General features: G+C 46.1%; 22 protein-coding genes, 1 tRNA gene and 1 riboswitch. Of the genes, 15 read left to right on the top strand and 8 right to left on the bottom strand.

The genetic code is table 11. The features are described from left to right. Positions 1-13: 13 nt before the first annotated feature. Positions 14-265, bottom strand: a complete 252-nt coding sequence (locus tag HMPREF2872_RS12065; RefSeq protein WP_283119008.1) for a hypothetical protein — start codon at positions 263-265, stop codon at positions 14-16. Positions 266-341: 76 nt separating this feature from the next. Continuing rightward, the gene (locus tag HMPREF2872_RS12060; RefSeq protein WP_283119007.1) at positions 342-815 is read right to left on the bottom strand and encodes a PP2C family protein-serine/threonine phosphatase; all 474 of its coding nucleotides are present in this window, start codon (positions 813-815) and stop codon (positions 342-344) included. A gap of 231 nt (positions 816-1,046) precedes the next feature. Between HMPREF2872_RS12060 and HMPREF2872_RS07425 the strand changes: the two genes are divergently transcribed. Together HMPREF2872_RS07425 and HMPREF2872_RS07420 are read left to right on the top strand one after the other, a co-directional pair. Next, the gene (locus HMPREF2872_RS07425) at positions 1,047-1,331 is read left to right on the top strand and encodes a PepSY domain-containing protein (RefSeq protein ID WP_070632613.1); all 285 of its coding nucleotides are present in this window, start codon (positions 1,047-1,049) and stop codon (positions 1,329-1,331) included. Between the two features lie 165 nt (positions 1,332-1,496). Then, positions 1,497-3,359: a Pycsar system effector family protein gene (locus tag HMPREF2872_RS07420; RefSeq protein ID WP_070632611.1), complete on the top strand. Its 1,863-nt coding sequence runs from the start codon at positions 1,497-1,499 to the stop codon at positions 3,357-3,359. Positions 3,360-3,488: 129 nt separating this feature from the next. Here the strand turns inward: HMPREF2872_RS07420 and HMPREF2872_RS07415 are convergent, their stop codons facing one another. Then, positions 3,489-4,088 carry a CDP-alcohol phosphatidyltransferase family protein gene (locus tag HMPREF2872_RS07415; protein ID WP_070632609.1) on the bottom strand — a complete coding sequence of 200 codons (600 nt, stop codon included), beginning with the start codon at positions 4,086-4,088 and terminating at the stop codon, positions 3,489-3,491. Positions 4,089-4,159: 71 nt separating this feature from the next. Then, positions 4,160-4,205: riboswitch (PreQ1 riboswitch) on the top strand. 3 nt (positions 4,206-4,208) lie between these two features. Here HMPREF2872_RS07415 and queC point away from each other — a divergent pair. Continuing rightward, entirely contained in the window at positions 4,209-4,868 is a 660-nt protein-coding gene (gene queC, locus HMPREF2872_RS07410) for a 7-cyano-7-deazaguanine synthase QueC (protein ID WP_070632606.1), read from the top strand. A 95-nt stretch (positions 4,869-4,963) separates the two neighbouring features. Here queC and HMPREF2872_RS07405 read toward each other — a convergent pair whose 3' ends face one another. Next, positions 4,964-6,025 (bottom strand): L,D-transpeptidase, encoded by a 1,062-nt coding sequence (locus tag HMPREF2872_RS07405; RefSeq protein ID WP_070632604.1) that lies wholly within the window; start codon positions 6,023-6,025, stop codon positions 4,964-4,966. Between the two features lie 138 nt (positions 6,026-6,163). Between HMPREF2872_RS07405 and rlmD the strand changes: the two genes are divergently transcribed. The 10 genes from rlmD (at position 6,164) to HMPREF2872_RS07355 (ending at position 15,516) form a co-directional block, all read left to right on the top strand. Then, positions 6,164-7,489: a 23S rRNA (uracil(1939)-C(5))-methyltransferase RlmD gene (gene rlmD, locus HMPREF2872_RS07400; protein ID WP_070632600.1), complete on the top strand. Its 1,326-nt coding sequence runs from the start codon at positions 6,164-6,166 to the stop codon at positions 7,487-7,489. Between the two features lie 124 nt (positions 7,490-7,613). Beyond that, a complete protein-coding gene (locus tag HMPREF2872_RS07395) occupies positions 7,614-9,089 on the top strand; it encodes a 23S rRNA methyltransferase (RefSeq protein ID WP_070632597.1) in 1,476 nt (491 codons plus the stop codon). Between the two features lie 23 nt (positions 9,090-9,112). Further along, positions 9,113-10,216: a response regulator gene (locus tag HMPREF2872_RS07390; protein ID WP_003684312.1), complete on the top strand. Its 1,104-nt coding sequence runs from the start codon at positions 9,113-9,115 to the stop codon at positions 10,214-10,216. Between the two features lie 10 nt (positions 10,217-10,226). Next, positions 10,227-10,763: a GTP-binding protein gene (locus tag HMPREF2872_RS07385; protein ID WP_003684400.1), complete on the top strand. Its 537-nt coding sequence runs from the start codon at positions 10,227-10,229 to the stop codon at positions 10,761-10,763. A 1-nt stretch (position 10,764) separates the two neighbouring features. Then, positions 10,765-11,406 (top strand): peptidase M23, encoded by a 642-nt coding sequence (locus HMPREF2872_RS07380; protein ID WP_070632596.1) that lies wholly within the window; start codon positions 10,765-10,767, stop codon positions 11,404-11,406. A gap of 39 nt (positions 11,407-11,445) precedes the next feature. Beyond that, positions 11,446-11,805: a roadblock/LC7 domain-containing protein gene (locus HMPREF2872_RS07375; protein WP_070632593.1), complete on the top strand. Its 360-nt coding sequence runs from the start codon at positions 11,446-11,448 to the stop codon at positions 11,803-11,805. Between the two features lie 83 nt (positions 11,806-11,888). Continuing rightward, positions 11,889-12,539 (top strand): IS1595 family transposase, encoded by a 651-nt coding sequence (locus HMPREF2872_RS07370; protein WP_070632590.1) that lies wholly within the window; start codon positions 11,889-11,891, stop codon positions 12,537-12,539. A gap of 92 nt (positions 12,540-12,631) precedes the next feature. Further along, positions 12,632-12,707: transfer RNA gene (locus HMPREF2872_RS07365), tRNA-Asn, on the top strand. A gap of 197 nt (positions 12,708-12,904) precedes the next feature. Then, positions 12,905-13,696, top strand: a complete 792-nt coding sequence (locus HMPREF2872_RS07360; protein ID WP_070632587.1) for a fimb protein — start codon at positions 12,905-12,907, stop codon at positions 13,694-13,696. Between the two features lie 260 nt (positions 13,697-13,956). Then, positions 13,957-15,516 (top strand): TerC family protein, encoded by a 1,560-nt coding sequence (locus HMPREF2872_RS07355; protein ID WP_070632584.1) that lies wholly within the window; start codon positions 13,957-13,959, stop codon positions 15,514-15,516. A gap of 63 nt (positions 15,517-15,579) precedes the next feature. Here HMPREF2872_RS07355 and HMPREF2872_RS07350 read toward each other — a convergent pair whose 3' ends face one another. Beyond that, positions 15,580-16,683 (bottom strand): anhydro-N-acetylmuramic acid kinase, encoded by a 1,104-nt coding sequence (locus HMPREF2872_RS07350; protein WP_070632581.1) that lies wholly within the window; start codon positions 16,681-16,683, stop codon positions 15,580-15,582. Between the two features lie 153 nt (positions 16,684-16,836). On the opposite strand from HMPREF2872_RS07350, the gene HMPREF2872_RS07345 reads away from it, so the two are divergent. Beyond that, positions 16,837-18,411, top strand: a complete 1,575-nt coding sequence (locus HMPREF2872_RS07345; RefSeq protein ID WP_070632577.1) for an inorganic phosphate transporter — start codon at positions 16,837-16,839, stop codon at positions 18,409-18,411. A 348-nt stretch (positions 18,412-18,759) separates the two neighbouring features. On the opposite strand, the gene HMPREF2872_RS07340 is transcribed toward HMPREF2872_RS07345, so the two are convergent. The 3 genes from HMPREF2872_RS07340 to secA form a co-directional block, all read right to left on the bottom strand. Further along, on the bottom strand, positions 18,760-19,197 hold the full coding sequence (locus tag HMPREF2872_RS07340; RefSeq protein WP_070632574.1) for a ProQ/FINO family protein: 438 nt from the start codon (positions 19,195-19,197) through the stop codon (positions 18,760-18,762). A 117-nt stretch (positions 19,198-19,314) separates the two neighbouring features. Next, positions 19,315-20,415, bottom strand: a complete 1,101-nt coding sequence (gene aroC / locus HMPREF2872_RS07335; RefSeq protein WP_070632571.1) for a chorismate synthase — start codon at positions 20,413-20,415, stop codon at positions 19,315-19,317. 132 nt (positions 20,416-20,547) lie between these two features. Next, positions 20,548-23,301: a preprotein translocase subunit SecA gene (gene secA / locus HMPREF2872_RS07330; protein WP_049350992.1), complete on the bottom strand. Its 2,754-nt coding sequence runs from the start codon at positions 23,299-23,301 to the stop codon at positions 20,548-20,550. 154 nt (positions 23,302-23,455) lie between these two features. Between secA and HMPREF2872_RS07325 the strand changes: the two genes are divergently transcribed. Continuing rightward, positions 23,456-23,878 (top strand): DciA family protein, encoded by a 423-nt coding sequence (locus HMPREF2872_RS07325; protein WP_049329568.1) that lies wholly within the window; start codon positions 23,456-23,458, stop codon positions 23,876-23,878. Positions 23,879-24,150: the final 272 nt, after the last annotated feature.

Below are 24,150 nucleotides of genomic sequence, written 5' to 3'. Positions count from 1 at the left end.
TTTCAAATTTCACTTAAAACTGATGACAGTGATTGTTAAAAGGTTGGATAGAGGGTGTTTGGATAATCTTACAAACTACTACCGACATATCATCATAAACTCTTTGTTTCGCAATTAATTTACGAAACACAGTCAGACGGGACTTATCGTTATCATATTGTTGCCAAATTTTTTCTCTTATTGCTTCTGAAAGAGCATCACTTAGGCCGTCTGAACAAAGCAGCAGGCTTTCTCCTGCTTTAAGCGTAAGTTCGATATGGCACATTTTGTCTTGGAATTCGGAATAATCTGCTACTAGATAAGAAGAAACGCCGCCATATATGGTGGCGAACCCTTCTTCTTTATTTATCCGACAAACCATCCAGCAATTCGGAGAGTATCGAGTGATCTTGGGTCAGTTGCTTCCATGTTCCTTGTGTATCAATCAAATAGGCGCGGCTGTCGCCTACGCTGATGATTTTGGTTTGGCCGGTGGTTTGGTCGATTTCTGCGGCAACAAAAGTGGTTGATGAACCAAAATAATCCTCTGCCAACTCTTGAGATAAAGCGGCTTGTACATGATTGATGGTTTGACGGCTGAGTTTGGCTGTACGGCTTAATAGGTGCATGGCTGATTTGCTGGCTTTTTCGGGATGATTGCTATTGGAAATGCCGTCGGCTATCCCGATGATAAAGCGTGGACGGGTTTCAAGGCGTGTTTCAGCGGTTTTGAGTTTATATTGAAACACTTGTTCGCCGTTAAAAAGGGCATCTTGGTTGTGTTGTTGGTTGCTGCCGATTTGTTGGCAAAAGGTGATTTCGCAAAATTTGTTCATGATTTGTCCATTTGTTGGGTGAATATTCGCTGCAGGCTTTTCATCGTTTCTAACCCTCCGGATTTACACTTGTGTAATATGTTTGAAATTTAATGATTAAGGATCAAGGCCGTCTGAACAGTTTTCAGACGGCCTTTACTGTGTTTAACCAAGCACTAATTAACTGCTAATTTTGTCATGTTTTAATACATCCATCGAAACCCGAATACACATTTTAAAAGGAAATCAAACATGAAAAAATTCTTATTGACCACCATCGTTGCTTTGTCTGCTGCTACTGCCGGTGCCAGCGATTATATCGAACACAAAATTTACAGCGACAAAAACTTCGAGCAAAACCGTGCTAAAGCCGTAAAAATGTTGGAACAACGCGGCTATCAAGTTCACGATGTTGATGCCGATAGCCGTCGAGGTCAGCCTGTGTTGGAGGTTGAGGCTTTTAAAAATGGCCGTGAGTACGACATTGTTTTGTCGTATCCTGATTTGCAAATTATCAAAGAACGCATCGATTATTAATATTTCGATATAAAGTAGATTGTCGCAGGGCTTTTGGTCCTGCGACAGTTTGCTATTTAGGCATTTAAAGAATGTAAACAGCATGTAAATTACCTGAAATAAATGAACTAAATATGTTTTTTATTTTCCATGTAGTTCAAAGTGTTTGATGTTGGGAGTCATAATATGAGTTTGAATGATTGGAAGGAAGATGGTCAGCCGAAGCAGATAGGCGACCAAGAACAACCTTTAAACGACGGCGCAGCTGCCGAATCCCAACAGGATGGTGATTTTTGGGATCACAATCAAAACAGTGTTGTTGAAAACGAAGTTGAGGTTTTGGCTGACGCGGTAGAAATTCAGGAAGCGGTAGAAGGTCAGGGAGTAGTTGAACATCCTGAAATGCCGTCTGAAAAAAACGAGAAGAAGGCCAAACGTAAAAAAGATAAGGCGAAGAAGAAAAAAAATAAAGCCGAGGATTTGAATGCGTCTGATCTGTTGGGTACGAATAAGGGCGTGGAAACCATGTTCCGTAACGCCGTACGCTCGGAGATGGAATTGTTGGCGCTAGCGGCAACCAAAGCGAACATTATGATTTCGCTGAATGGTTTTATTGTTTCTGCGCTGATGATTTCGGGCGCGTTTATTTTTTCATCGTCGCCCGAATTTTTGATTCCGGCCAGTACGTTTATGATTACTGCCGCCGCGTCTATCGTGTTTGCATTGCTTTCTGCTTCGCCGGAACGTATCGGCAAAATGCAGGCAGCGCGTACATGGTTTAAGGATTTTATCCGCGGCCGTTCGAAACTGCGGGATTTGAAAACCCGCCTCAGCAGTACCGAAACACGCTTTTTTGGCGGCAGCCAACCCAATATTTTGATTTATGAAGACCGTGTGAAACTGCAAAAAGATCAATATTGGGAGATGATGCAGGAAATTATGGGCGACCGTAAACAAATCTATGAAAAGATGAGCGACCATCTTTACTGGCTCGGTTTGTTGGCGGATAAGCAGTTCAAATACATTAATTTATCTTATGCGGTATTCCGCTGGGGTTTGCTGGCTTCGCTGGCGGCATTTATCGGTGTGAAAACACTGCCGTCATTGCTGATGCCTCCGGCCAACAATGCGGCAGAGCTGCGTTCGCTGGGTATTAATATGTTTAACGGAGTATTTGAGCCTTCTGCCGTACAACAGCTCCCGGATGGTAAGTTGCTGATCGCGGAAGACGAACCCAACCATGCGTTCAGTATCATCAGCATTGATAAAACCGGCAGGTTTGTGGAAGACGAGGCATTGGATACACGCGTGATTACCGGTTTCAAACGTCGTCTCAGCGATTTGGAGGCTTTGGCTCGCGACGATGAAGGCTTTATCTACGCACTGACTTCACACTCGCGCACCCGTAAAGGCAACCGCTCGCCTGACCGCGAACATCTGATGCGCTTTAAAATCCAAGACGGCAATGTGTTGGGGCTGACCAGCTACGACAATCTGACGCAGGTTTTGGAAACCGATCACAAGCTGCATGATTTGATTCGTGAGCGAACCAAGGCAGAGGTTTCTTTTGAAGAAATCAATATTGAGGGCATGGCGTTTGATCCGGTGAAAAAACGTCTTGTTTTGGGATTCCGTGATCCTGAGTTCAACAACATGGCTTTAGTTGCGTTTATCAGCAATTCGAAAGATGTGTTTGAGCGCAATGCCAAGCCTGAGTTTGATGAAGTGGCCGTGATTGATATTGATGGCGGCGGTATCCGTTCCCTCAACTATGATCCTGTGTTGAAAACCTACGTGATTGCCAATGAAGTGAAGGATGAGAATGGACAAAAATTCTCACAACTGTGGACTTGGAGCGGTAATCCGACCGATGAACCGCAAAAAATCTCTCTGCCTAACCTGCAACACATCACCAACGTTGAAGCCGTCGATTCGATTACTGTTAATGGCAAGCCGCAGATGATTCTGATGGGTGACGAAGGTAATGCTTCGCAGAAAATTACTGCCAAGTATATGTTGGTAGATTACAGTCAGCTGGGTAAACAGTAAGTTATCTTGGCTACTGGATAAAAGGCCATCTGAAACCATAAACTTTATGGTTTCAGACGGCCTTTTTTGTTTTCAGTAAAACAGGTTGATGGGTTGAAACGGTGATTAACCCAGGAACGCGGACAGGTTTCAGACGGCCTTCAAGCCATTGATGACACGTTTGTAGCAGGTATAAAACAATGCCGCGCAGGCCAGCCACATAAGGATATAGAAAAGCGAATGGAAGCTGCCGGCGATTGCATACCATACGGCCAATGCGCCGATAAAGAATGCGCGATCGCTTTTGCCGAAGGGTCCGTCATAACGACGACCGTTGCCATGGACTTGTCCCAAAACGCCGCAAAACTCAGTCATTGCCGCCAGCCAAATAAACAGGGCGATTTGCACGCCGCCGAAGGGCGCGATGAAGGCAAAAGGTAGATACAAAGCAGCATCGGCGACAATATCGGTGATTTCATTCAAATAACCGCCTAATGCCGATTGCTGGCCGAACTCCCGTGCCAGCATGCCGTCCATTGCATTCAGTGCCATACGGACAAACAACCAGATCGGCAAAAGCCAGAATAATGTGGATACACCTGCAAACAGTGCTAAAAGCAAACCGATCAAAATGGAAACGGCGCAGGCAAACAGGGTGACCTGATTGGCAGTAATACCTTTTTGATACAGCCGCTTAACCATGGGGAGCAACAGGTTTTGAAATTTTGGTTTCAGGGCGTAGATGCTCATAATTATGCTATATAAAAGAAAATGAAGTGCCGTGATTATAGACGAAATCCGTTATAATCCGTCAATCTTCGAATCACGCGGTTCGCAAACCTCCCGCGTTAACAAAACTAGGAATTTACTATGGAAAAACAGCAGGTACTCGTTATTTTTTCGGGCGGGCAGGATTCAACAACCTGCTTGATTCAGGCAATTCAAACATATGGCCGTGAAAATGTGCAGGTCATCACTTTTCAATATGGACAACGCCACGCTATCGAATTGGAGCGAGCGCGTTGGATTGCCCAAGATTTGGGTGTGAAGCAGACCATACTCGATTTGAGCCTGATGCAACAGATTACACACAATGCCTTGATGGATGATACGGCATCCATTGAAACAGCTTCAGACGGCCTGCCCAATACATTTGTAGATGGACGCAATGCTTTGTTTTTGCTTTACGCCGCTATTTACGCCAAAGGGCAGGGAATACGCCATATCATTGCCGGCGTGTGCGAAACCGATTTTTCCGGTTATCCCGACTGCCGCGATGTGTTCGTCAAGTCGATGAATGTCACGCTGAATCTGGCCATGGATTACGCTTTTCAAATCCATACGCCCTTGATGTATTTAACCAAAGCGCAAACTTGGGCATTGGCGGATGAAATGGGTGTGTTGGATTACATTCGCGAGCACACGCATACCTGTTATAACGGCGTGGTCGGTGGTTGCCATGAATGCCCGAGCTGTATTTTGCGTGAGCGCGGTTTGTCGGAATATTTGGACAGTAAAAAGGCCGTCTGAATTAAGAGGGGCATCTATTTCCAATATCCAGTTGTACGAAAAGGCCGTCTGAAAAATTCATTTCAGACGGCCTTTGGCTATGTATTTTGTTCTGCTTAGAACAACAAATCTACCGGTTCGCTGCTTGCCGGAGCATCTTTCACTGGAGAAGAGGCTGGGGCAGTAGCCGGTTCGGAAGCGGCTTTAGGTGCAGAGGCAGGAGCATCGGCCGGAGTGGTTACCGGTTTGGCCGCAGGTTTTGCTGGTTTCACCGGAGTTGGGCGAACGCTTTGTTTCGGTTCGGATGCTGCCTTGTTTGTATCGTCGGTAGCATCGACTTCGATTTCAGTACCTTGAGGCAATACCACATCTTTAGCAGGAGCCGGTTTCGGCATGACTTTAGGTTTGCTGTAAGCATCTGTGCCGCTGGTCCATGCCAAAGATTTCAAGGGCGATTTGAGTTTTACGCCTTTGGCGCAGGTCAGACAGTTTGCTGCGCCGGTGCGTCCTTTCAGGATTGCATCCACACGAGCGGCAGGGATGGTTTTACCGTGCGCTTTTGCCCAGGCGGCAATGCTTTTTTTCAGGGCAGCCGTATCAAGGTTTTTCTTGTCGTAAGGGTCACGATAGGCAGCCAGCCACAAGTTTTGGTTGGCATCTTCGTTCAGGCTTGCCATTTGGTAAATAACGGAGGCAGGAGAACCTGTTGCGATGGTTTTGGCGAATTCCAATGCATCAGGCGATTTCATGCGCACGCAACCATGGCTGCGGACGCCGGGTACGCTGGCAGGGGCATTGGTGCCGTGAATGCCAAGGCTTAATTTAGGGTCGCCAAGACGGACAAATACGGGGCCCAGCGGATTATTTGGACCAGCCGGTACGCTTTTTACGCCGTCATTGCGTTCTTTTTGAATGGATTTAGGGATATGCCAAACTGGGTTGTAGGCTTTTGCGCCGATTTTATGTTCGCCCAGATTGGTTTGGGTCATGGCTTTGCCGACGGCAACAGGATAAATTTTGCTCAGTTTGCCGTTGTCGTAGAGGAACAAACGCTGTTGCGTAATATTGATAACGACGTGTTGTCCGGAAGAGGCGGGGGAGACGTCTGGAATAAGCGTGTTTGCAGCAGCGGCTGAAGTTAAAAGGGCGGCTGTCAGGCCGAATAGTATTTTTTTCATGTCGTCTTTTTTTGTACGGTTTGAAATGAAAGTTTTTGGCGCATGATACCTGAAACTCTGTGTTTTTGTGAGAAAATATGCGCTTCGGTATTGGAAGACAGTTAAATGGTCGGGGAGCGGCTGAGTGACGGAAACGGTATGGGTGTGAAAGAACAGTATCAAGAAACGGAAGTTTTTTCTTTGGATTATGAGGGCAGGGGTGTTGCCAGAGTTGATGGGAAGGCCGTATTTATCGGCGGTGCGCTGCCTGGAGAGCGTGTAACGTTTGTCATACATAAAGAGAAAAAGCAGTTTGCAGAGGCTCAAGTTGAAAAGGTTTTGAAGGCCTCTTCCGAACGTGTTGATCCGGCATGTTGCTATTTTGATACATGTGGTGGCTGTTCACTTCAACATGTTTCTTTTGGAGCACAAGTTGCGTTAAAGCAACGTATTTTGGAAGAGCAGTTGGAGCGGATAGGTAAGGTCAAGCCGGAGATAATTTTACCTCCTTTGTATGGTTACTCCTGGTATTATCGCGATAGAGCACGTTTGAGTGTTTCGGTCGATAAAAAAGGCCGTCTGAAACTCGGTTTTCAGGCCAAAAAAAGCCATGATGTCGTCAATATCCGCCATTGCCATATTTTGCCTAAGCATGTGTCCGATAGATTGCCTGATGTCCGCAATTTGCTGCAAAAGCTGCATGATGACGGTGTAAAAGTAAAATTTGTTGAGTTTTATTGCGGAAAAAATGTGACGGTGCTCAACATTCGTTTCGTAAATCAGCCGTTTGGACAAATATCAAGCGAATTGCGTAATTGGTTTGATAAGATATTGTCAGGTGCTGAAAAGGCATGGCACATATGGCTGCAGGATCATGCCGAGTCCTTGCCGTTTTACCCTGAGAATGCGCCTGCCCTGAACTATACTTTTGCTCAATTTGATGTGGAAATGCCTTATAAGCCTGGTGATTTTACGCAAATTAATGCTCAGCTGAACGAAGTGATGGTGGCAAGGGCCGTCAGGCTTTTAAACCCTCAAAAAGGGGAGCGGATTGCCGATCTGTTTTGCGGTTTGGGCAATTTCAGTGTGCCGCTGGCAAAAAGTGGCGCATCGGTTGTCGGTATTGAAGGTGCCGATTATCTGGTAGATAGGGCAAGGGAAAATGCACGCCTGAATCGTTGTGCCGAGAATATGACGTTTTCTGTTGCAGACTTATTCGATACCGATGAAAAGACTGTTGAGTCGTGGGGACGATTTGACAAGATGTTGCTGGATCCGCCGAGAAACGGGGCTTATGCTGTTGTCAAATCGCTACACAAGCCGTTTTTGCCTCAGAAGATAGTGTATGTTTCGTGTAATCCATCAACATTTGCACGAGATGCCGGTGTCTTGGTTGATAAGGGCTATAAGTTTAAGGCGGCAGGAATCATGAATATGTTTGCGCAAACCTCGCATGTTGAATCCATCGGTGTGTTTGAGTTGTAAATTGGTATCAAGTCCTTTATGTGAGTAGGGTTTTTAATGTAAAAATGAGTGCATTCATGTTATCATCATTCGTTTGGGGAATTAATAACGTTGAAGTTGCGTGTAAAGCAACAGATGTTAATAAATGCAGTTTGCAGCACAAGACCGGGAGGTGTTCTTGAACTATCAACTTTTAACTATTTTTTTGCTGGTGCTTTTTTTGCTGGTGTTGGTTTTTGTTCGTCATAAACAAAGTAACAATTCAGACAAACAAAGCGCACATGCATCAAAAAGCGGCCGTACGTCTGCTGCTCATACAGCCTCCTCTGAGGATGGAAACGACTGGATTGAGAAAGTCAACCAGACAGTTTCCAATGCGGATAATCAAGACTGGGAATGGGGTGGAAGCGGCTCAAACGATGCAACAGCTTCTGTTTCCGCACAAGAAGTCGATCCGTTGACCGAATATCAGGTTTATAAACAGTTCGGCTATGAGAGCAAAGCAGCGGAGTCTTTGGCCGGTTATCTCAATACTTTGGAAGACGGTGCTCCGGAAAAGCTGGTTCATGAATTAATCGGTTTGAATCTGCGTGTCGGCAATATCGACATGCTGGCGGATACGCTTGAGCGTCATAGTGCCTCCCTTTCTGAAGACAGCATAGCCGAATACCTGAAAGCCGGTCTGGCTTTGGATTCTACTAACCTGCGCCTGCGTGTTTTTGCCGAGCATCATCTTGGTTGGAATATGCAGGAAGTGGACCGTCAAATTGGCGAACAAAGCGGTTTGGAAGTTGCTTCCGACGAGCATATTGCCTTTGAGAACGACTCGGTTGAGCGCATTGTCGTTCCAGGCATGGGCAAACGTGCGCCTATCGTATTAGGCAAGAAAGATTTTGGCGAAATCAGCCCTGAAGAGATGGGCGCGGTTATTGGTTTTGCCAAACCGGAGCGTAGTGCAAAAATCTTGAAAGACAAGATTAGCTACGAGACTGCTTTGCATCAATACAACAAAGCAATCCAAACTTCTGCGAAGCCCGCTGGTCTCATTATCGATGCCTTGCGTCTGGATTATCAGAATGAAGAAGTAGGGCAGTTTGCCAAGCATCTGTGGAAGCTTTACCACTCTTTGGGTCAATATGGCCGTCAAGTAAAAGAACGTATGCTTGGTTGGGGTTATAACCTTGGTTATCACGAAATTTTTGATGATTTGGAAAAAGGGCCGTCTGAACAGCAAATTAAAGAGATTGGCTTGAAACGCGGTTACATTCAGCCAAGTTCTTTGCAGATGAAAGCCAAATATCGTGAGTTGGTTCAAAAAGACTCTTCAGTTATCAGCGCCAGCTCTTCACCAGCTGATGAGGCTCTGAAAGAAGTGGAATCTTTGTTGGCTTATGGTCAATTGGATTTGGCCATCGGTACTTTGGAACAGGCTGTTTTGCAGTATCCTCAAGAATCGCAGTTGTACATTATCTTGTTTGATTTGTACGAACGCGTTGAAGATTGGGGACGTTTAGAACAATTTCTGCGCTTGTTGCGTGAGCGTGTTGTCAGCCTGCCTGAAGAGGTTGTCTTGGCAATGAGCCGTCTCTTGCAACGAATGAACCAATATTCAAAAAAATAAGATAATCGTAGAAAGTACGAGTGATGAATAATCATTTACCAAAAATTAAAACCATACGGGTTATGTTACAGGAGATGGGCGAGCAACAGCAGGCGGTATTCCGTATGGCATTTAAAATGCACAATACGACGAATTACGTCATCGTTTCCCCTGACTCTGATGAAAAACCGGATTTGGTATTGGTTGATACCGATACTCCGGCAGGTTTAGAAGCTTGGAAAGAGTCGAAGAAAACTTATCCGGAAGTACCTGTGGCTATGTTTTCTTCCGAGTTGCCGACAGTAACGACTCCTTATTTGGCTAAGCCGGTCAAATTCGATACCTTGTTTCCTGTTTTGCGCAGCCTGGCTCAAGGCGGCAATGTTTTTGAGCCGTCTGAACAACAAGCGGCTGAAGAGAATAAAAGACAATCAAATTCAGATGGCACAAGAAAAGCAACCATTCGCCGATTTAATCCAAATAAAGGCTTGTTGGGCGCGCTAAAATTTGCCAGTCAAGGACACCAAGATATTGCTGTCTTGCATGAAGGCAAGCCGATATTAATCGTGTTTCCTAGCATCCAGCGAGTACTGTTGACAGTCAGTGCCAACGAGTTGGAGAAATTGTGTAAGAACGATAACTTGGCTGTCGTGTGTAAGGCTGTTCCTGATAATCCTCAATGGAAAGAAAAAGCCAAAGTTACCATTATGTCATGCTTGTGGCAAATGGCTATTTGGACTGCATCAGGCCGTCTGATTTATCCGATGACGCCGCAAACTGTCTTTACACTCAAGCGGTGGCCAAACTTAACCCGTTTAGCACATGTTCCAGAATCTATGCGTTTGTCGGCATTTCTGACGAAAACGTCTGTTAATCTGAACATCCTCTATAAAGTCATGCCTTTAGAAATGCCTGATATTTTGAACTATTTATCGGCAACATATATGACAGGCTTTTTGGCGACAGATACAGAGTTTGCAACTGATGCGAACAATACGCCTTCATTGAACGAACAGATTGATGTGAATAGCAAAGACGTACCTGAAACAGCAATGAGCAAAGAGGCTCAAAAAATTGCCGGTCCGTCGAAAGAACAACCTCGCGGCCTGTTGCAACGCCTGATGCGTAAGTTGCTGGGTAAATCGTAAAGGACACGTCATGAAAGAAAATAAAATTATCTTTACCGGTCCTGTTGGCGTAGGTAAAACCACTGCAATTTCAGCTTTATCTGATGAACCTCCGGTTCAAACCGATGCATCCGCATCCGATATTACACTTGTCCGTAAGGGGTACACGACTGTGGCGATGGACTACGGTGTCATTCATTTGGATGAGGAAACTAAGGTTCACCTGTATGGTACACCTGGTCAGGAGCGTTTTAATTTCATGTGGGAAATTCTGAGCCAAGGCAGTATGGGCTTGGTGCTTCTTTTGGATAATACAAGAAGCAATCCATTGAAAGACTTGCAATTCTTCTTGGATGCATTCCGGGAGTTGCTGAAAAAAGCGCCTCTGGTTGTAGGGGTGACGAAGATGGATATCCGATCCTTACCAAGCGTGGATGTTTATCAAAAATATTTAGCACAGAATAATTTTAATGTACCGGTTTTTGAGATTGATGCGCGTCGAAAAGACGATGTAAGACAATTGGTTACTGCCATGTTGTTCTCAATTGACCCCGGATTAGAGGTATAAGATGGAAGCGACACTCTCTTTACAAGCAAATTTATATCCTAAGATTACACCGGCGGGTGCGTATTATGCTGTTTCAAGTGATACGCCCAGTGCCAGCAGAACTTTATTGTATGGTCTGTTGCGTGCAGAGCCGTCTGAAACCATCAGCAGCGAAAAAATCTTGGCGTGGGCGGATACCAGCGACATCAATACCGCTTTGAATCTGCTGTACCGTCTCCAACGCTTGGAATTCTTGTATGGTGATGAGGAAATCAGCACAGACGATATCCATTTGACTGACGAGCAATTGCCTACATTGTTGGAACAGTTGTCTAGTTCTGGCAAAGCTTTATTGGCTGATGAAAACGGTTTGTATTTTGCCAATGCCAATTTCCATCACGAGGCTGCGGAAGAGTTGGGCCTTTTGGCGAGCGAAGTGGCCAAAATGGAAGACAATCACCGTCTTTTGATTCGCAATAACCTGCATATCAATAATAGCGCATGGGGTATTTGTGATCCATCAGGCCAAAGTGAATTGACCTTTTTCCCTCTGTATATTGGCATGACCAAGCTGATTTTGGTAATTGGCGGAATGCCTGACTTAAATAAAGAGGCTTTTGTTACTTTGGTTAAAGTGCTGTACCACCGATACGGCAGCCGTTGATTTTTGCCTGACCGATATTTATTTTAGAATGGAGCGACTATGCAACAACTATTAATCTCTGTATTAAGCGATTTGAACAATACCTCTGCTGATATCACTGCTTCTGCAGTTATTTCTACAGACGGCCTGCCGATCGCAACCATGCTGCCTTCCCACCTGAATGCAGACCGTGTAGGCGCGATGTCGGCAACGCTTTTGGCATTGGGCAATCGTTCCGTGCGTGAGTTGGCTTGCGGTGAGTTGGATCAGGTAATGGTTAAAGGTAAAAACGGCTATATTCTGTTGAGTCAAGCAGGTGAAAATGCAGTGTTGGCATTGATGGCAAAAGAAAGCGGTAAATTGGGCTTGATTTTGTTAGATGCGAAACGTGCAGCCAAACAAATTGCTGAAATCTTATAAAAGTTTTATAAATTAAAAAGATATAAAAATAGGGGCTGTACTAGATAACTAGGGAAATCTAATTTCAGGTTAGAATAATCCCTATGAGAAGAAGCCGTTTAAGTCAGTACAAACAAAACAAACTGATTGAGCTGTTTATTGCAGGTGTTACCGCACGCACAGCAGCGCAATTAGTCAGTGTTAATAAAAACACAGCAGCCTATTACTTTCATCGCTTATGTGTACTGATTTTTCATAACAGCCCGCATCTGGAAATGTTTGATGGCGAAGTAGAAGTTGATGAAAGCTATTTTGGCGGGCAGCGCAAAGGCAAACGCGGTCGCGGTGCAGCCAGCAAAGTGGTTGTATTCGGGCTTCTGAAGCGCAACGGCAAGGTTTACACCGTTGCTGTGCCCAATACACAAACTGCCACTTTATTGCCGATAATACGTGAGCAAGTAAAGCCTGACAGTATTGTTTATACTGATTGTTACAAAAGCTATGACGTACTTGATGTGAGTGAGTTTAGCCACTTTCGCATTAATCACAGCACACATTTTGCTGATCGACAAAATCACATCAACGGAATTGAGAACTTTAGGAATCAGGCAAAACGTCACTTACGTAAGTTTAACGGTATTCCCAAAGAGCATTTTGAGCTGTATTTGAAGGAATGTGAATGGCGTTTTAACCACGGTGAAATAAAAGTTCAAATTTCTATTTTAAAACAATTAGTAAAGCAGAATTTATTCTAGTTATCTAGTACAGCCCCTAAAAATATTTTTGTTTTTATATAGATTGTTGCTTGACAGATTTCTGATATTTTCTATATAATTCCATTTTTAATTCCCCGATAGCTCAGTCGGTAGAGCGACGGACTGTTAATCCGCAGGTCCCTGGTTCGAGCCCAGGTCGGGGAGCCAAATTTTAAAACCACCATGTTGCATGGTGGTTTTTATTTTATCTATTTATTAGTATTTTTAACATATTGATAATGCGTGGTGAGATGGTTGTACTTAATGCTTCAATTTTCAGACGGCCTACCAGCATATTTAAATATCTCATTTATTTTTTAAGCTATACATAATATTTATAGAAAAATAATATCTTATTGTTATCTATGGAAAACTCACATACATTACATTCTTCATCACGCTTTCGGTTCGCATTAAAAAATGCGGCATGGCATTTGTTGATTAGTCTGATTTTGGCAGGATTGGCCGCTTTGTTGGTATTTGGAGTTTGGTATCCTTATCCGTATGCCGAGCTGACAGGTGGATTGGCTTTATATAAACTGGTCATTTCAGTAGATATTGTTTGTGGTCCGTTGCTGACTTTGATTCTTGCCAGTCCGAGCAAGAAACTTAAAGAGAGGATTGTTGATTTTTCCTTAATCGGCATGATTCAGCTTGCTGCTTTGATTTATGGTTTATATAGTGTATCTTTGGCACGTCCAGTGGTTGCTGCATTTGAAACCGATAGGATAAATGTGGTAACTGCTGCAGAAATTGATGTAAATGATTTGAGCCATGCCCCGAAGGATTTGCAGGATTTATCTTGGTTTGGCGCGCGTCGTGTTGGGTTGCGTGAAGCAACGGGTCCGGATGAAGCTAACCAAAGTCTTGATTTGTCTTTGAAAGGTGTTGAACCGAGTATGAGGCCTTCTTGGTGGTTGCCAGATTCGCAGCAGGAACGTGAGAAAATTCGTAAGGCAATGAAACCGTTATTTGTCTTGGCAAAAGCCCATGGCATGAGTGAGGAGTCAATTTTTAAACAGGCTTCGCTGGAAAACGATGGGAAAAAGTTGTATTTCTTGCCATTTACCAGTGCGCGAAGTAAAGAATGGGTTGTGATATTGAATGATCAGGCAGATTTCTTGGGTTATGCGCCGATTGATGGTTTTATCAAGTAAGAAAAGGCCGTCTGAAAGCTGGTAAGTAATGGTATAGGCTGTTTTTAAAAGAAAATATGCTGTCAGACTTTGCCTTTCTTTCGTCAAACTGATAAACTGTTTGCCATTATTTTTGACCGAGGCATAAATTTTTCATGAAAGACGCAGAGCAGAGTAGTTGTTATACCGCTTCTTTCCCTTTATTTATGTCCGAACTTTGGCAGTCTGTCCGTTTTAAGCGGAACGGCTGCCTTTTTGTATTTTAAAGGAACACAATCATTATGGATTTCAGTTGGTTGGCAGAGCCGCATACTTGGATAGGCTTTGCCACGCTTCTGGTTTTGGAAGTTGTTTTAGGTATTGATAACCTTGTTTTCGTAGCGATTTTGGCAAACAAGGTTAAACCATCGCAACGTGATAAGGCGCGGATAACGGGCTTGGGTTTGGCCGTTGTTATTCGGATTTTCATGCTGGGCTTTATGGCGCACATCATGACGCTGACGCGTCCTTTGTTTGAGCTGGGAGGCTTGGAGATTTCCGGTAAAGATATGATTATGTTTGCCGGCGGTATTTTCCTGCTTTATAAAGCGACTACTGAGTTGCACGAACGCCTTGAAGGCCACAATCAATTTGCTGTTGCTGAAGGGCAGAAGAAGCATTCCGCTTTTTGGGGCGTTGTGGCACAAATCTTGATTTTGGATGCGGTTTTCTCTATCGATTCTGTTATTACGGCAGTGGCGATGGTGGATCATATTGTGGTGGCAATGGGTGCGGTTGTTGTGGCGATGACGGTGATGATTTCCGCCAGCAAACCGTTGACTGCTTTTGTCGACAAGCATCCGACCGTCGTGATGTTGTGTCTGGGTTTCTTGTTGATGATTGGTTTCAGCCTGATTGCGGAAGCCTTCCATTTCCATATTCCGAAAGGCTATTTGTATGCGGCGATCGGCTTCTCGATTTTGATCGAACTGTTTAATCAGGTTTCGCAAAAGAATGCCCGTAAAAATGACTACATCAGCACTTCTTGGCGTAAGCGTACCGCTGAAAATGTGTTGGGCATGATGGGTATCCGCGAAAGTATTTTGGCAAAAGCAGGTGATAATGGCGGCGATGACGAGCATTTTGAAGAAAACGAAAAATCCATGATTCGCAGCGTGCTGACTTTGGCGGAGCGTCCGATTATGGGCGTGATGATTCCGCGTCGGGAGATCGAGAAATTGGATATTTCCCAAAGTCGAGAAGAGCAAAATGCGCAGTTGAAAAATACGCCGTATAGCCGTTTGTTGGTTGTCGGTAAGGCAGGTGTAGATGAGCCTTTGGGCTATATCAGTAAAAAAGATTTGCTGAACCAGCTGCTTGAATCGGGAGAAATCAATATTCAGACGGCCTTGCGCCAACCATTGATTTTGCCGGATAGTACGACGGCGTTGAATGCGATTGAATTGTTCCGTCAAAGCAGCGCGGATTATGCGTTGGTGGTGGATGAATTTGGCGCGGTCTTGGGCATGGTGACCATGAAAGATTTGTTGGAAACCATCGCTGGTGAATTCCCCGAGGAATTCGAGCGTGAGGAAGAAGAAGCTGCTCCGGCCAGTCAGGATGAAACGCTGTCTGTGGATGGTGCATTGGAGTATGTGGAATTGGCTTCTCAGCTAAATCTGCCTACTCAAGAGGAAGACGCGGACTTCCATACCGTTGCCGGCTTGATTATGGAAGAATTGCAAAGTATTCCTGATGTGGGCGACTTCATTGATTATCATGGCTGGCGTTTTGAAGTGGTTGAGAAGGATGGGCAACGTATTGCCCGTGTGAAAATCAACCGTTTGCCGGAAGAAGAATAAGTAAAGGCTAATATAGTAAAGGCCGTCTGAAAATGTTCAGACGGCCTTTTTATTTGTTCAACTTTAGTTGCCGTAATGTCCTGAGCCTAAGATTCGGTGTGAATGTGCGCCGGTTGCATGGTGAGGATTACTTGGGACCTGATTGCACCAACAGGCTGCAAGCCAGGCAAAAGCGGCTGCTTCGACCCATTGCGGGTCAAGATGGAGCTTGGCTGTGCTGTGCAATTTGGTGTTGGGAGAAAACAGGGTTTCCAAGTCTTGCATCAAAATCGGATTGCGGATGCCGCCGCCGCAGATATAAAGATTATGAATCGCCGGAGCAGCTTGTTTGGTCGCATCAAAAATGGTTTGTGCGGTATAAAAGACCAATGTACGTATCACATCTTCTGGCTTTTCATCACCTTTCAGACGGCCTTGAAGCCAGCTTAGGGAAAACAACTCTCGGCCTGTACTTTTCGGATAAGGGCGGCTGAAGTAAGGATGGTCGAGCAGGGAAACGAGCAGGTCAGGGAGGATTTCGCCTTGTGCGGCTTTTTCCCCATTTTTGTCGTAAGGCTGCTGCCAAATATGTTGCATCCATGCATCCATCAACATATTGCCGGGGCCGGTATCGAAGCCGAAAGAAGGGTTGTCGGGCGGGAGGATGCTGATATTGGAAATGCCGCCAATGTTGAGTACGGCACGGGTTTCATTCGCATCTTGAAACAGCGCTTCGTGAAAAGCGGGGACGAGGGGCGCACCTTGACCGTTGCAGGCAAGGTCGCGGCTGCGGAAGTCGCCGACCGTGAAAATGCCGGTTAGTTCGGCTAATAGGGGGAGGGTGACCAGTTGAATGCTGTAACCGTGTTCAGGCGCATGGCGGATGGTTTGTCCGTGGCAGCCGATCGCGGCAATGTCTTTGGCCGACAGGTTTTGTTCTGTCAATAGTTGTTGGACGGTTTGGGCGTATAGGTGGCTGAGTGTTTGCGCCAGGATATTGCTTCTGTGCAATTCATTTTCGCCTATGTCTTGCAGTGCCAACAATTCTTGGCGCAGGCCGTCTGAATAGGGTAGAAAGCTGTGAGCAACGGCTCGTTGCCATTGCTTGCCCTGCATTTGAATCAGTACGGCATCGGCACCGTCCATGCTGGTTCCGGACATGATGCCGATATAGTATTGGGGTTGCATTTCGGTTACAGAAAGAGAAGGTAAAATGACATTTTAACGCCTTTTGACGTTTTTACGGGAATTTCGGCATTTAATGTAAATAGTTGGTGCAAGAAAGATTACAAAAAGGTTAAAATAACGCGACTCAACATGTTTTCCAAAAGGAAACTTTCCATGGCTCAAACTCAGTCGAGTGCGAACTTGAAGCTGATTAATACGGTTTTTGCCGCTATGCTTGTGAGCATGGTCGGCTATTTTATTTATTGGGGCTTGGGTTATACCCACTACAACCACTCCGGCCTGTTTATCCTTGCTACCTTTTTCGGCGTCTTCATGGCGTTTAATGTGGGTGGTAACGATATTGCCAACTCTTTCGGTACAAGTGTCGGCTCCGGCACTTTGACCATTCCGCAAGCCTTGCTGATTGCGGCAGTATTTGAAGTCAGCGGCGCAGTGATTGCTGGCGGCGAGGTAACAGATACTATCCGTAAGGGTATTGTCGATTTGAATGGCATGCATCTGGATCCGATGCAGTTTGTCTTCATTATGATGTCTGCGCTTTTGGCTGCGGCATTGTGGCTGCTTTTCGCATCGCACAAAGGTCTGCCGGTTTCCACTACACATGCCATTATCGGCGGTATCGTCGGTAGTGCTCTGTGTATGGCGGCATTGAACGGTGTGGATTCTGTTGCGTTGATTCAATGGGACAAGTTGGGCGAAATTGCCTTATCTTGGATATTGTCTCCGGTTTTGGGCGGCATCGTTTCCTATCTGTTGTTTTCACGAATTAAGAAAAATGTTTTAGACTACAACTCTTGGGCTGATAATACGCTCAAAGGCATCAAGCTGGAGAAGAAAGCTTATAAAGAAGAGCATCGCCTGTTTTTTGAAGCCTTAAGTGAATCTGAAAAAGTCGAATACGCCACCAAAATGGCGCACGATGCCCAAATCTATGATGAGCCGGACTTTGATCCTGAAGAATTGCAGTCTGAGTATTATCGCGGTCTGCACCGCTTTGACAGCCGTAAGGGTGAAGTAGATTCTTATAGAGCCCTGCATTCTTGGGTGCCGTTTATTGCTTCTGTCGGCGGCATGATGATTGCGGCAATGTTGATTTTCAAAGGTCTGAAAAATCTGCATTTGGGTATGAGCAACGTCAACAGCTTCCTGACCATTTTCATGATTGGCGCGGCTATTTGGATGGGTACGTTTGTATTTGCCAAAAGTTTAAAACGCAAAGATTTGGATAAATCGACTTTTCAAATGTTCTCATGGATGCAGGTATTTACCGCTTGCGGTTTTGCATTCAGCCATGGTGCGAACGATATTGCCAATGCGATTGGTCCGTTTGCCGCAATTATGGATGTGTTGCGTACCAACAGCATTACTGCTCAAAACGCCGTGCCGCCGATTGCCATGTTGACTTTCGGTATCGCTTTGATTGTCGGCTTGTGGTTTGTCGGCAAAGAAGTGATTAAAACCGTAGGCACCAGCTTGGCAGAAATGCACCCCGCGTCAGGTTTTTCTGCTGAGCTTTCTGCTGCTGCCGTCGTGATGGCCGCATCATTTATGGGCTTGCCTGTTTCCAGTACCCATATCTTGGTGGGTGCAGTTTTGGGTATCGGCTTGGTTAACCGCAATGCCAACTGGAAATTGATGAAACCGATCGGCCTTGCTTGGGTTATTACCTTGCCTGCTGCTGCCATTTTGTCTGTTGTCAGCTATTTGATTTTGCAAGCAGTGTTTTAATTGATTATTTGATTTAAAAGGGCCGTCTGAAAGATCGATTTCAGACGGCCTTTGCTTATTTTTGTAAGGGGTAGATTTTAGTTTATTTTAACGATGCATAAATCACGCTGTTCAATGTTTGAACTGATACAAGAATAACCAAGGTAATAGAGAAATACCTTATTAGGAATAGCTTAGAAAAGAATTTTGGTTTCAAAACTTGGCTTGGTGAGGATATAAACAAAGCTATTTTTAATCAGCCTACTATAAGGTTAAGGCAATAAAAAGCCCCAATCCATCGACGTTTAAGTGTCGTATTGAACTGGGGTTTTTTCTATTTAGTATGAGCCTTATCAGGCCGTCTGAATATTATTCAGCAGCTTCGTTGATCTCAGCTTGTGCAGGAGCCGCTTCTGCTTCAGTGGTAGCCTTAGTGGCTTGGTGTTCGGCTTGTGCAGCCAATGCCTGTTGAACGGCTGGGTGCTGTTGGGCGATGGTTTGTTCTTCTGCGCTGACTTCGCCTTTGAAGCGGTTGTTCAAGTCAAAACGTTTGCCGCCGCGAGCCAGGGCTTTCAGATAGCGTGGACGGCGGCAGTGGTTGGCCAGTACGCGTGCAATCAGTGCAGGGTCGTATTGGGGCAGGGCGGCAACCAAGTCTTGGTCGATACCGACGGCCAACGGTTTGAATCGTTTGAATACATCATATTTGCCGTAAATGTGGTCGGCAATCATGTCTGTCTGTTTTTTCTTGCTCATGGTTTGGACGGCAGATTTCAGCGCAGCGCCCAAAGCGGTTTCTTGTGCCATTGCGGTTGTATTCCTCTAATATAAATCCGTATTTTTGTCATACGGCAATAAGGTGCTATTGTAGTATAAAGACTGTGATTTGGCTAAATTTTTCTGAGAATATTCAGAAATAAATGGTTATTTTTCCAATTTGGCAATGTCCGGTGTATTTACCTGAACGTCGGCATTTTGCGCACGATGGCGTAAGGCGTGGTCAATCAATACCAAGGCCAGCATGGCTTCTGCAATCGGAGCGGCGCGTAATCCGACGCAGGGATCGTGGCGGCCGTGTGTGGCAAGTTCGACAGGGTTGCCCTCTATATCAATGCTGCGGCGCGGTGTGGCGATGGAACTGGTCGGCTTGATGGCAATATTCACATGGATATCTTGTCCTGTGCTGATGCCGCCCAAGATGCCGCCTGAGTGGTTGGATAGAAAACCTTGAGGTGTGAGCTCGTCTCCATGCTCGCTGCCGCGTTGCATTACGCTATCAAAACCTGCACCGATTTCCACGCCTTTGACGGCATTAATGCTCATCATGGCATAGGCAATTTCTGCATCGAGGCGGTCAAAAACCGGTTCGCCCAAGCCGATAGGGACGTTGGCTGCTTCGATATGAAGTTTTGCGCCGACAGAATCCAATGATTTGCGCACGCTGTCCATATAGTTTTCCAAGCCCTCAATTTGGCTTTGGTTTGCTGCAAAAAAAGGATTTTGGGAAATGTATTCGTAACCTTCAAACTGGATTTCTTTTTCACCGACTTGGGTAACGTAGGCGGTAATTTCAGTACCGAATTTTTCTTTCAGCCATTTTTTTGCAACTGCTCCGGCTGCAACGCGGGCAGCGGTTTCGCGGGCGGAACTTCTACCGCCGCCGCGATAGTCACGTGTACCGTATTTATGCCAGTAGGTGTAATCGGCATGACCGGGACGGAAGCTGGTGGCGATATTGCCATAGTCTTTGCTGCGTTGGTCGGTATTGCGGATCAGGAGGGCGATGGGTGTGCCGGTGGTTTTGCCTTCGAATACGCCGGAGAGGATTTCGACTTGGTCGGCTTCGCGGCGTTGGGTAACGTGGCGGCTGGTGCCGGGTTTGCGGCGGTCAAGGTCAAACTGGATATCCGCTTCGCTCAATTCTAATCCGGGCGGGCAGCCGTCGATAATGCAGCCCAAGCCTGCGCCGTGGCTTTCGCCGAAAGTGGTAACGGTAAAGATTTGTCCGAAGGTATTGCCTGCCATAGGGATACTCTTTTGAAATTGGGTTTGGAAATTTTTTGCTTGTTTGGATAATTCTCAGGCCGTCTGAACAGATGTGAGAACGAAATCAAAGATTCTCGTTTCACCGTTCAGACGGCCTTTTGAGATGACTGCTTAGTTCAATTTACCGTGGCACTGTTTGTATTTCAGGCCGCTGCCGCAAGGGCAAGGATCGTTGCGGTGAACAATCAGACCGTTTTGTGCAAGCGCTTCGGGGCTGAAGTCTGTGCCGTCAGGGTCGAACGCTTCGGTAACCAAATCTGTTTGCGATTGACCGAGCAATTCTTCCATATCAGGCGCATCGGAGTGGACGGTTTGAACATCGCTGACGCTTTGTGCGGCAGTGTGGTCGTATTCGCTGTTGCGCTCAATTTGAACGGCAGTCAGCAAAGCGGCAATGTTTTGTTTGATACCGCGCCACAGGTTTTCAAACATGGCGAAAGCTTCGCGTTTGTATTCCTGTTTCGGATTTTTCTGAGCATAGCTGCGCAGATGGATACCTTGGCGCAAGTAGTCCATAGCGGCGAGGTGTTCACGCCATTGATTGTCGATAACTTGCAGCATAACATTGCGTTCGAAGTCTGACATAGCCTGTTTGCCGACCAATTCGACTTTTTCGGCATACTCGTCTTCGATGCGCTTGATGAGGCGTTCTTTAATGTCTTGGTTGTCCAAAGTGCTGTCTTCTTTTAGCCAGCCTTTGATATCGACATGCAGGCGGAAATCGGCGGCAAGTTGGTGCTCCAGTGCCGGAATGTCCCATTGCTCTTCCATGCTGTCAGGCGGGATGTGGTAATCAACCAAGTCGCTGATAACGTCAGCGCGGATTTCGCGGGTCAAATCGCTGACGTCTTTGCTGGTCAGGATTTCGTTGCGTTGATGGTAAATCACTTTACGTTGGTCGTTGGCAACGTCATCGTATTCCAAAACTTGTTTACGCATATCGAAGTTGCGGCCTTCGACTTTACGTTGTGCGCCTTCGATTTGACGGGTCAGCAGGCCGTGTTCGATGGCAACGCCGCGTTCAGGTGCCAGACGGTTGAGGATGGCGGCGGCACGGTCGAGCGCAAAGAGGCGCAACAATGGGTCTTCAAACGACAGATAGAAACGGCTGGAGCCGGGGTCGCCCTGACGGCCCGCACGACCACGCAATTGGTTGTCGATACGGCGGCTTTCATGGCGTTCTGTACCGATAATGTGCAAACCGCCTGCGGCCACAACTTGGTCGTGTTCGGCTTGCCAACCGCTTTCAAGGGCGGAAATTTGCGCTTGTTTTTGCTGTTCGCTCAAGGTTTCATCGGCATGGATGGCTTCGATTTGATGTTTGAGGTTGCCGCCCAAGACAATATCGGTACCGCGGCCTGCCATGTTGGTGGCAACGGTAATTGCGCCGACTTTACCGGCTTGAGCGACAATTAATGCCTCGCGCTCGTGTTCTTTGGCGTTCAGAACGTTATGCGGCAGACCTGCTTCGTGTAACAAGCGGGAAACCAGTTCGGAGTTTTCGATGCTGGTTGTACCAACCAAAACCGGTTGGCCGTTTTTGTGGCATTCGGCGATGTCTTTGACGACGGCTTCAAATTTTTCTTCGGCTGAACGGAAGATTTGGTCGTTGAAGTCTTTACGTTGTACAGGGCGGTTGGTCGGGATGATGACGGTTTCGAGGTTGTAAATGCTTTGGAACTCGAAGGCTTCGGTGTCGGCTGTACCGGTCATGCCGGACAGTTTGTTGTACAGGCGGAAGTAGTTTTGGAAGGTAATAGACGCGAGCGTTTGGTTTTCGCGTTTGATTTCTACGCCTTCTTTGGCTTCAACGGCTTGGTGCAAGCCTTCGGACCAACGGCGGCCGGCCATCAGACGGCCTGTGAATTCGTCCACAATCACGATTTCGCCGTCTTGAATGACGTAGTGTTGATCTTTGTGGAACAGGGTGTGTGCACGCAATGCAGCCATGAGGTGGTGCATCAGGGAAATATTAGCGGCAGAGTAGAGCGAATCGTTTTCCTGCAATAAGCCCATTTGAGTCAGGATTTGCTCGGCGTGTTCGTGACCGGCTTCGCTCAGGATGACTTGGTGTGCTTTTTCATCTACCCAGTAATCGCCTTCGCCTTCTTCGGTTTCTTGGCGGATAAGGTGGGCAGGAACGGCGTTCATCACGCGGTAGAGCTGGATGTTGTCATCTGCCTGGCCGGAAATAATCAGCGGCGTACGTGCTTCGTCAATCAGAATGGAGTCCACTTCGTCGACAACGGCAAAGTTCAATTCGCGTTGAACTTTGTCGTATTGGTCGGTCACCATATTGTCGCGCAGGTAGTCGAAGCCGAATTCGTTGTTTGTACCGTAAGTAATGTCGGCACCGTAAGCAGTTTGGCGTTCAAAAGGTTGCAAATCGGCGACGATCACGCCGACGCTCAAGCCTAAGAAATTGTACAATGGCTCCATAATGCTCGCGTCACGGGAGGCGAGGTAGTCGTTGACGGTAACGACGTGGACGCCTTTTCCTGACAATGCATTCAGGTAAACGGCAAGGGTGGCCACTAGAGTTTTACCTTCACCGGTACGCATTTCGGCAATTTTGCCGTTGTGCAGGACCATACCGCCGATCAGCTGTACATCGAAGTGGCGCATGCCCAATACACGGCTCGATGCTTCGCGGCAGACGGCAAAGGCTTCGACCAAAATGTCGTCCAAGCTTTGTCCGTCGGCGAGACGTTGTTTGAATTCGGCTGTTTTAGCTTGCAGTTCTGCATCGCTCAAGGCCTGCATTTGTTTCTCAAGCGCGTTGATTTTGGCAACGGATTTACGATATTGTTTCAGCAGGCGGTCGTTGCGGCTGCCGAAGATTTTCTTAGCAATGTTTGTCAGCATGAATAATTCCTGCGCCTTGATATAATAGTGGGCGAAATTGGGATTTTAACACAAGCGCTTGTATAACGCGGTAATGCTGTTTGAAATAAAGGCGGTTTTGCTGTATTTCAATTGTAATTGTTTGGTTAATTTACTGAGAGGCCGTCTGAAACATATGGATTTAGCACAATTAGGCAAGCGCGATCATTTATTGGCAGGCTTGTTGCAACAATCGCAACAATGGCGGAAATTGGATGCAAAAATCAAAACGGTTTTGCCGGCCAACCTGCATCCGCATTTTCAGACAGCCTGCGTAGAAGACGGAAGATTGGTCTTGCTTGCCGCCAATAATATGGCTGCTTCGCGTTTGAAAATGATCCTGCCTGCCATGTTGCCCAAATTGCAAACATTGCATGCAGGCGTCAGGGAAGTGGTGGTCAGGGTAGTTCCCAAGCCTCCGACTCAACCGAAAACCAATAGTTTGCGATTGAGCGAGGCAGCTTTAGACAGTTTCGATGAGGCGGCAGCTAAATTGGAAGGCAAGCATCCCGAATTGGCGGCGGCATTGGCAGAATTGGTACGCAAGCATAGCCGTTAAAATTATGTTAGATGAGATTACAGTTAATAAATGTTAAAACTTATATCGTTCGGCTGATAGCATCTAATACTAAAGAAATACGACCTAGAAAGTATCTGTTTTCTTTTAGGTAAACTGATGTAAACTTGGCTTGAAACTTTGATTTCGTGTGAAGTTTGTAGCAAAATAACGCCTGAATTTCACATCACGCTATGCGGATAAATTTTAGTTTGGCGTTTGCCTTTTATTAATATATTCGTGTAGTGCTGTTAATAGAACTTAACAAAACTCTC

Origin of the sequence: Neisseria sp. HMSC069H12, assembly GCF_001812735.1 — a bacterium.
GTDB classification, from domain to species: Bacteria; Pseudomonadota; Gammaproteobacteria; order Burkholderiales; family Neisseriaceae; genus Neisseria; species Neisseria subflava.
The sequence above is the reverse complement of the archived record's forward strand: the minus strand, read 5'-3'. Positions and strand labels throughout refer to the sequence as shown.

Excerpts from the sequence above, each read along its gene's own strand:
- HMPREF2872_RS12065 (WP_283119008.1), bottom strand. The coding sequence starts at position 265 with ATGTGCCATATCGAACTTACGCTTAAAGCAGGAGAAAGCCTGCTGCTT.
- HMPREF2872_RS12060 (WP_283119007.1), bottom strand. The coding sequence starts at position 815 with ATGAACAAATTTTGCGAAATCACCTTTTGCCAACAAATCGGCAGCAAC.
- HMPREF2872_RS07425 (WP_070632613.1), top strand. The coding sequence starts at position 1,047 with ATGAAAAAATTCTTATTGACCACCATCGTTGCTTTGTCTGCTGCTACT.
- HMPREF2872_RS07420 (WP_070632611.1), top strand. The coding sequence starts at position 1,497 with ATGAGTTTGAATGATTGGAAGGAAGATGGTCAGCCGAAGCAGATAGGC.
- HMPREF2872_RS07415 (WP_070632609.1), bottom strand. The coding sequence starts at position 4,088 with ATGAGCATCTACGCCCTGAAACCAAAATTTCAAAACCTGTTGCTCCCC.
- queC (WP_070632606.1), top strand. The coding sequence starts at position 4,209 with ATGGAAAAACAGCAGGTACTCGTTATTTTTTCGGGCGGGCAGGATTCA.
- HMPREF2872_RS07405 (WP_070632604.1), bottom strand. The coding sequence starts at position 6,025 with ATGAAAAAAATACTATTCGGCCTGACAGCCGCCCTTTTAACTTCAGCC.
- rlmD (WP_070632600.1), top strand. The coding sequence starts at position 6,164 with ATGGGTGTGAAAGAACAGTATCAAGAAACGGAAGTTTTTTCTTTGGAT.
- HMPREF2872_RS07395 (WP_070632597.1), top strand. The coding sequence starts at position 7,614 with ATGCAGTTTGCAGCACAAGACCGGGAGGTGTTCTTGAACTATCAACTT.
- HMPREF2872_RS07390 (WP_003684312.1), top strand. The coding sequence starts at position 9,113 with ATGAATAATCATTTACCAAAAATTAAAACCATACGGGTTATGTTACAG.
- HMPREF2872_RS07385 (WP_003684400.1), top strand. The coding sequence starts at position 10,227 with ATGAAAGAAAATAAAATTATCTTTACCGGTCCTGTTGGCGTAGGTAAA.
- HMPREF2872_RS07380 (WP_070632596.1), top strand. The coding sequence starts at position 10,765 with ATGGAAGCGACACTCTCTTTACAAGCAAATTTATATCCTAAGATTACA.
- HMPREF2872_RS07375 (WP_070632593.1), top strand. The coding sequence starts at position 11,446 with ATGCAACAACTATTAATCTCTGTATTAAGCGATTTGAACAATACCTCT.
- HMPREF2872_RS07370 (WP_070632590.1), top strand. The coding sequence starts at position 11,889 with ATGAGAAGAAGCCGTTTAAGTCAGTACAAACAAAACAAACTGATTGAG.
- HMPREF2872_RS07360 (WP_070632587.1), top strand. The coding sequence starts at position 12,905 with ATGGAAAACTCACATACATTACATTCTTCATCACGCTTTCGGTTCGCA.
- HMPREF2872_RS07355 (WP_070632584.1), top strand. The coding sequence starts at position 13,957 with ATGGATTTCAGTTGGTTGGCAGAGCCGCATACTTGGATAGGCTTTGCC.
- HMPREF2872_RS07350 (WP_070632581.1), bottom strand. The coding sequence starts at position 16,683 with ATGCAACCCCAATACTATATCGGCATCATGTCCGGAACCAGCATGGAC.
- HMPREF2872_RS07345 (WP_070632577.1), top strand. The coding sequence starts at position 16,837 with ATGGCTCAAACTCAGTCGAGTGCGAACTTGAAGCTGATTAATACGGTT.
- HMPREF2872_RS07340 (WP_070632574.1), bottom strand. The coding sequence starts at position 19,197 with ATGGCACAAGAAACCGCTTTGGGCGCTGCGCTGAAATCTGCCGTCCAA.
- aroC (WP_070632571.1), bottom strand. The coding sequence starts at position 20,415 with ATGGCAGGCAATACCTTCGGACAAATCTTTACCGTTACCACTTTCGGC.
- secA (WP_049350992.1), bottom strand. The coding sequence starts at position 23,301 with ATGCTGACAAACATTGCTAAGAAAATCTTCGGCAGCCGCAACGACCGC.
- HMPREF2872_RS07325 (WP_049329568.1), top strand. The coding sequence starts at position 23,456 with ATGGATTTAGCACAATTAGGCAAGCGCGATCATTTATTGGCAGGCTTG.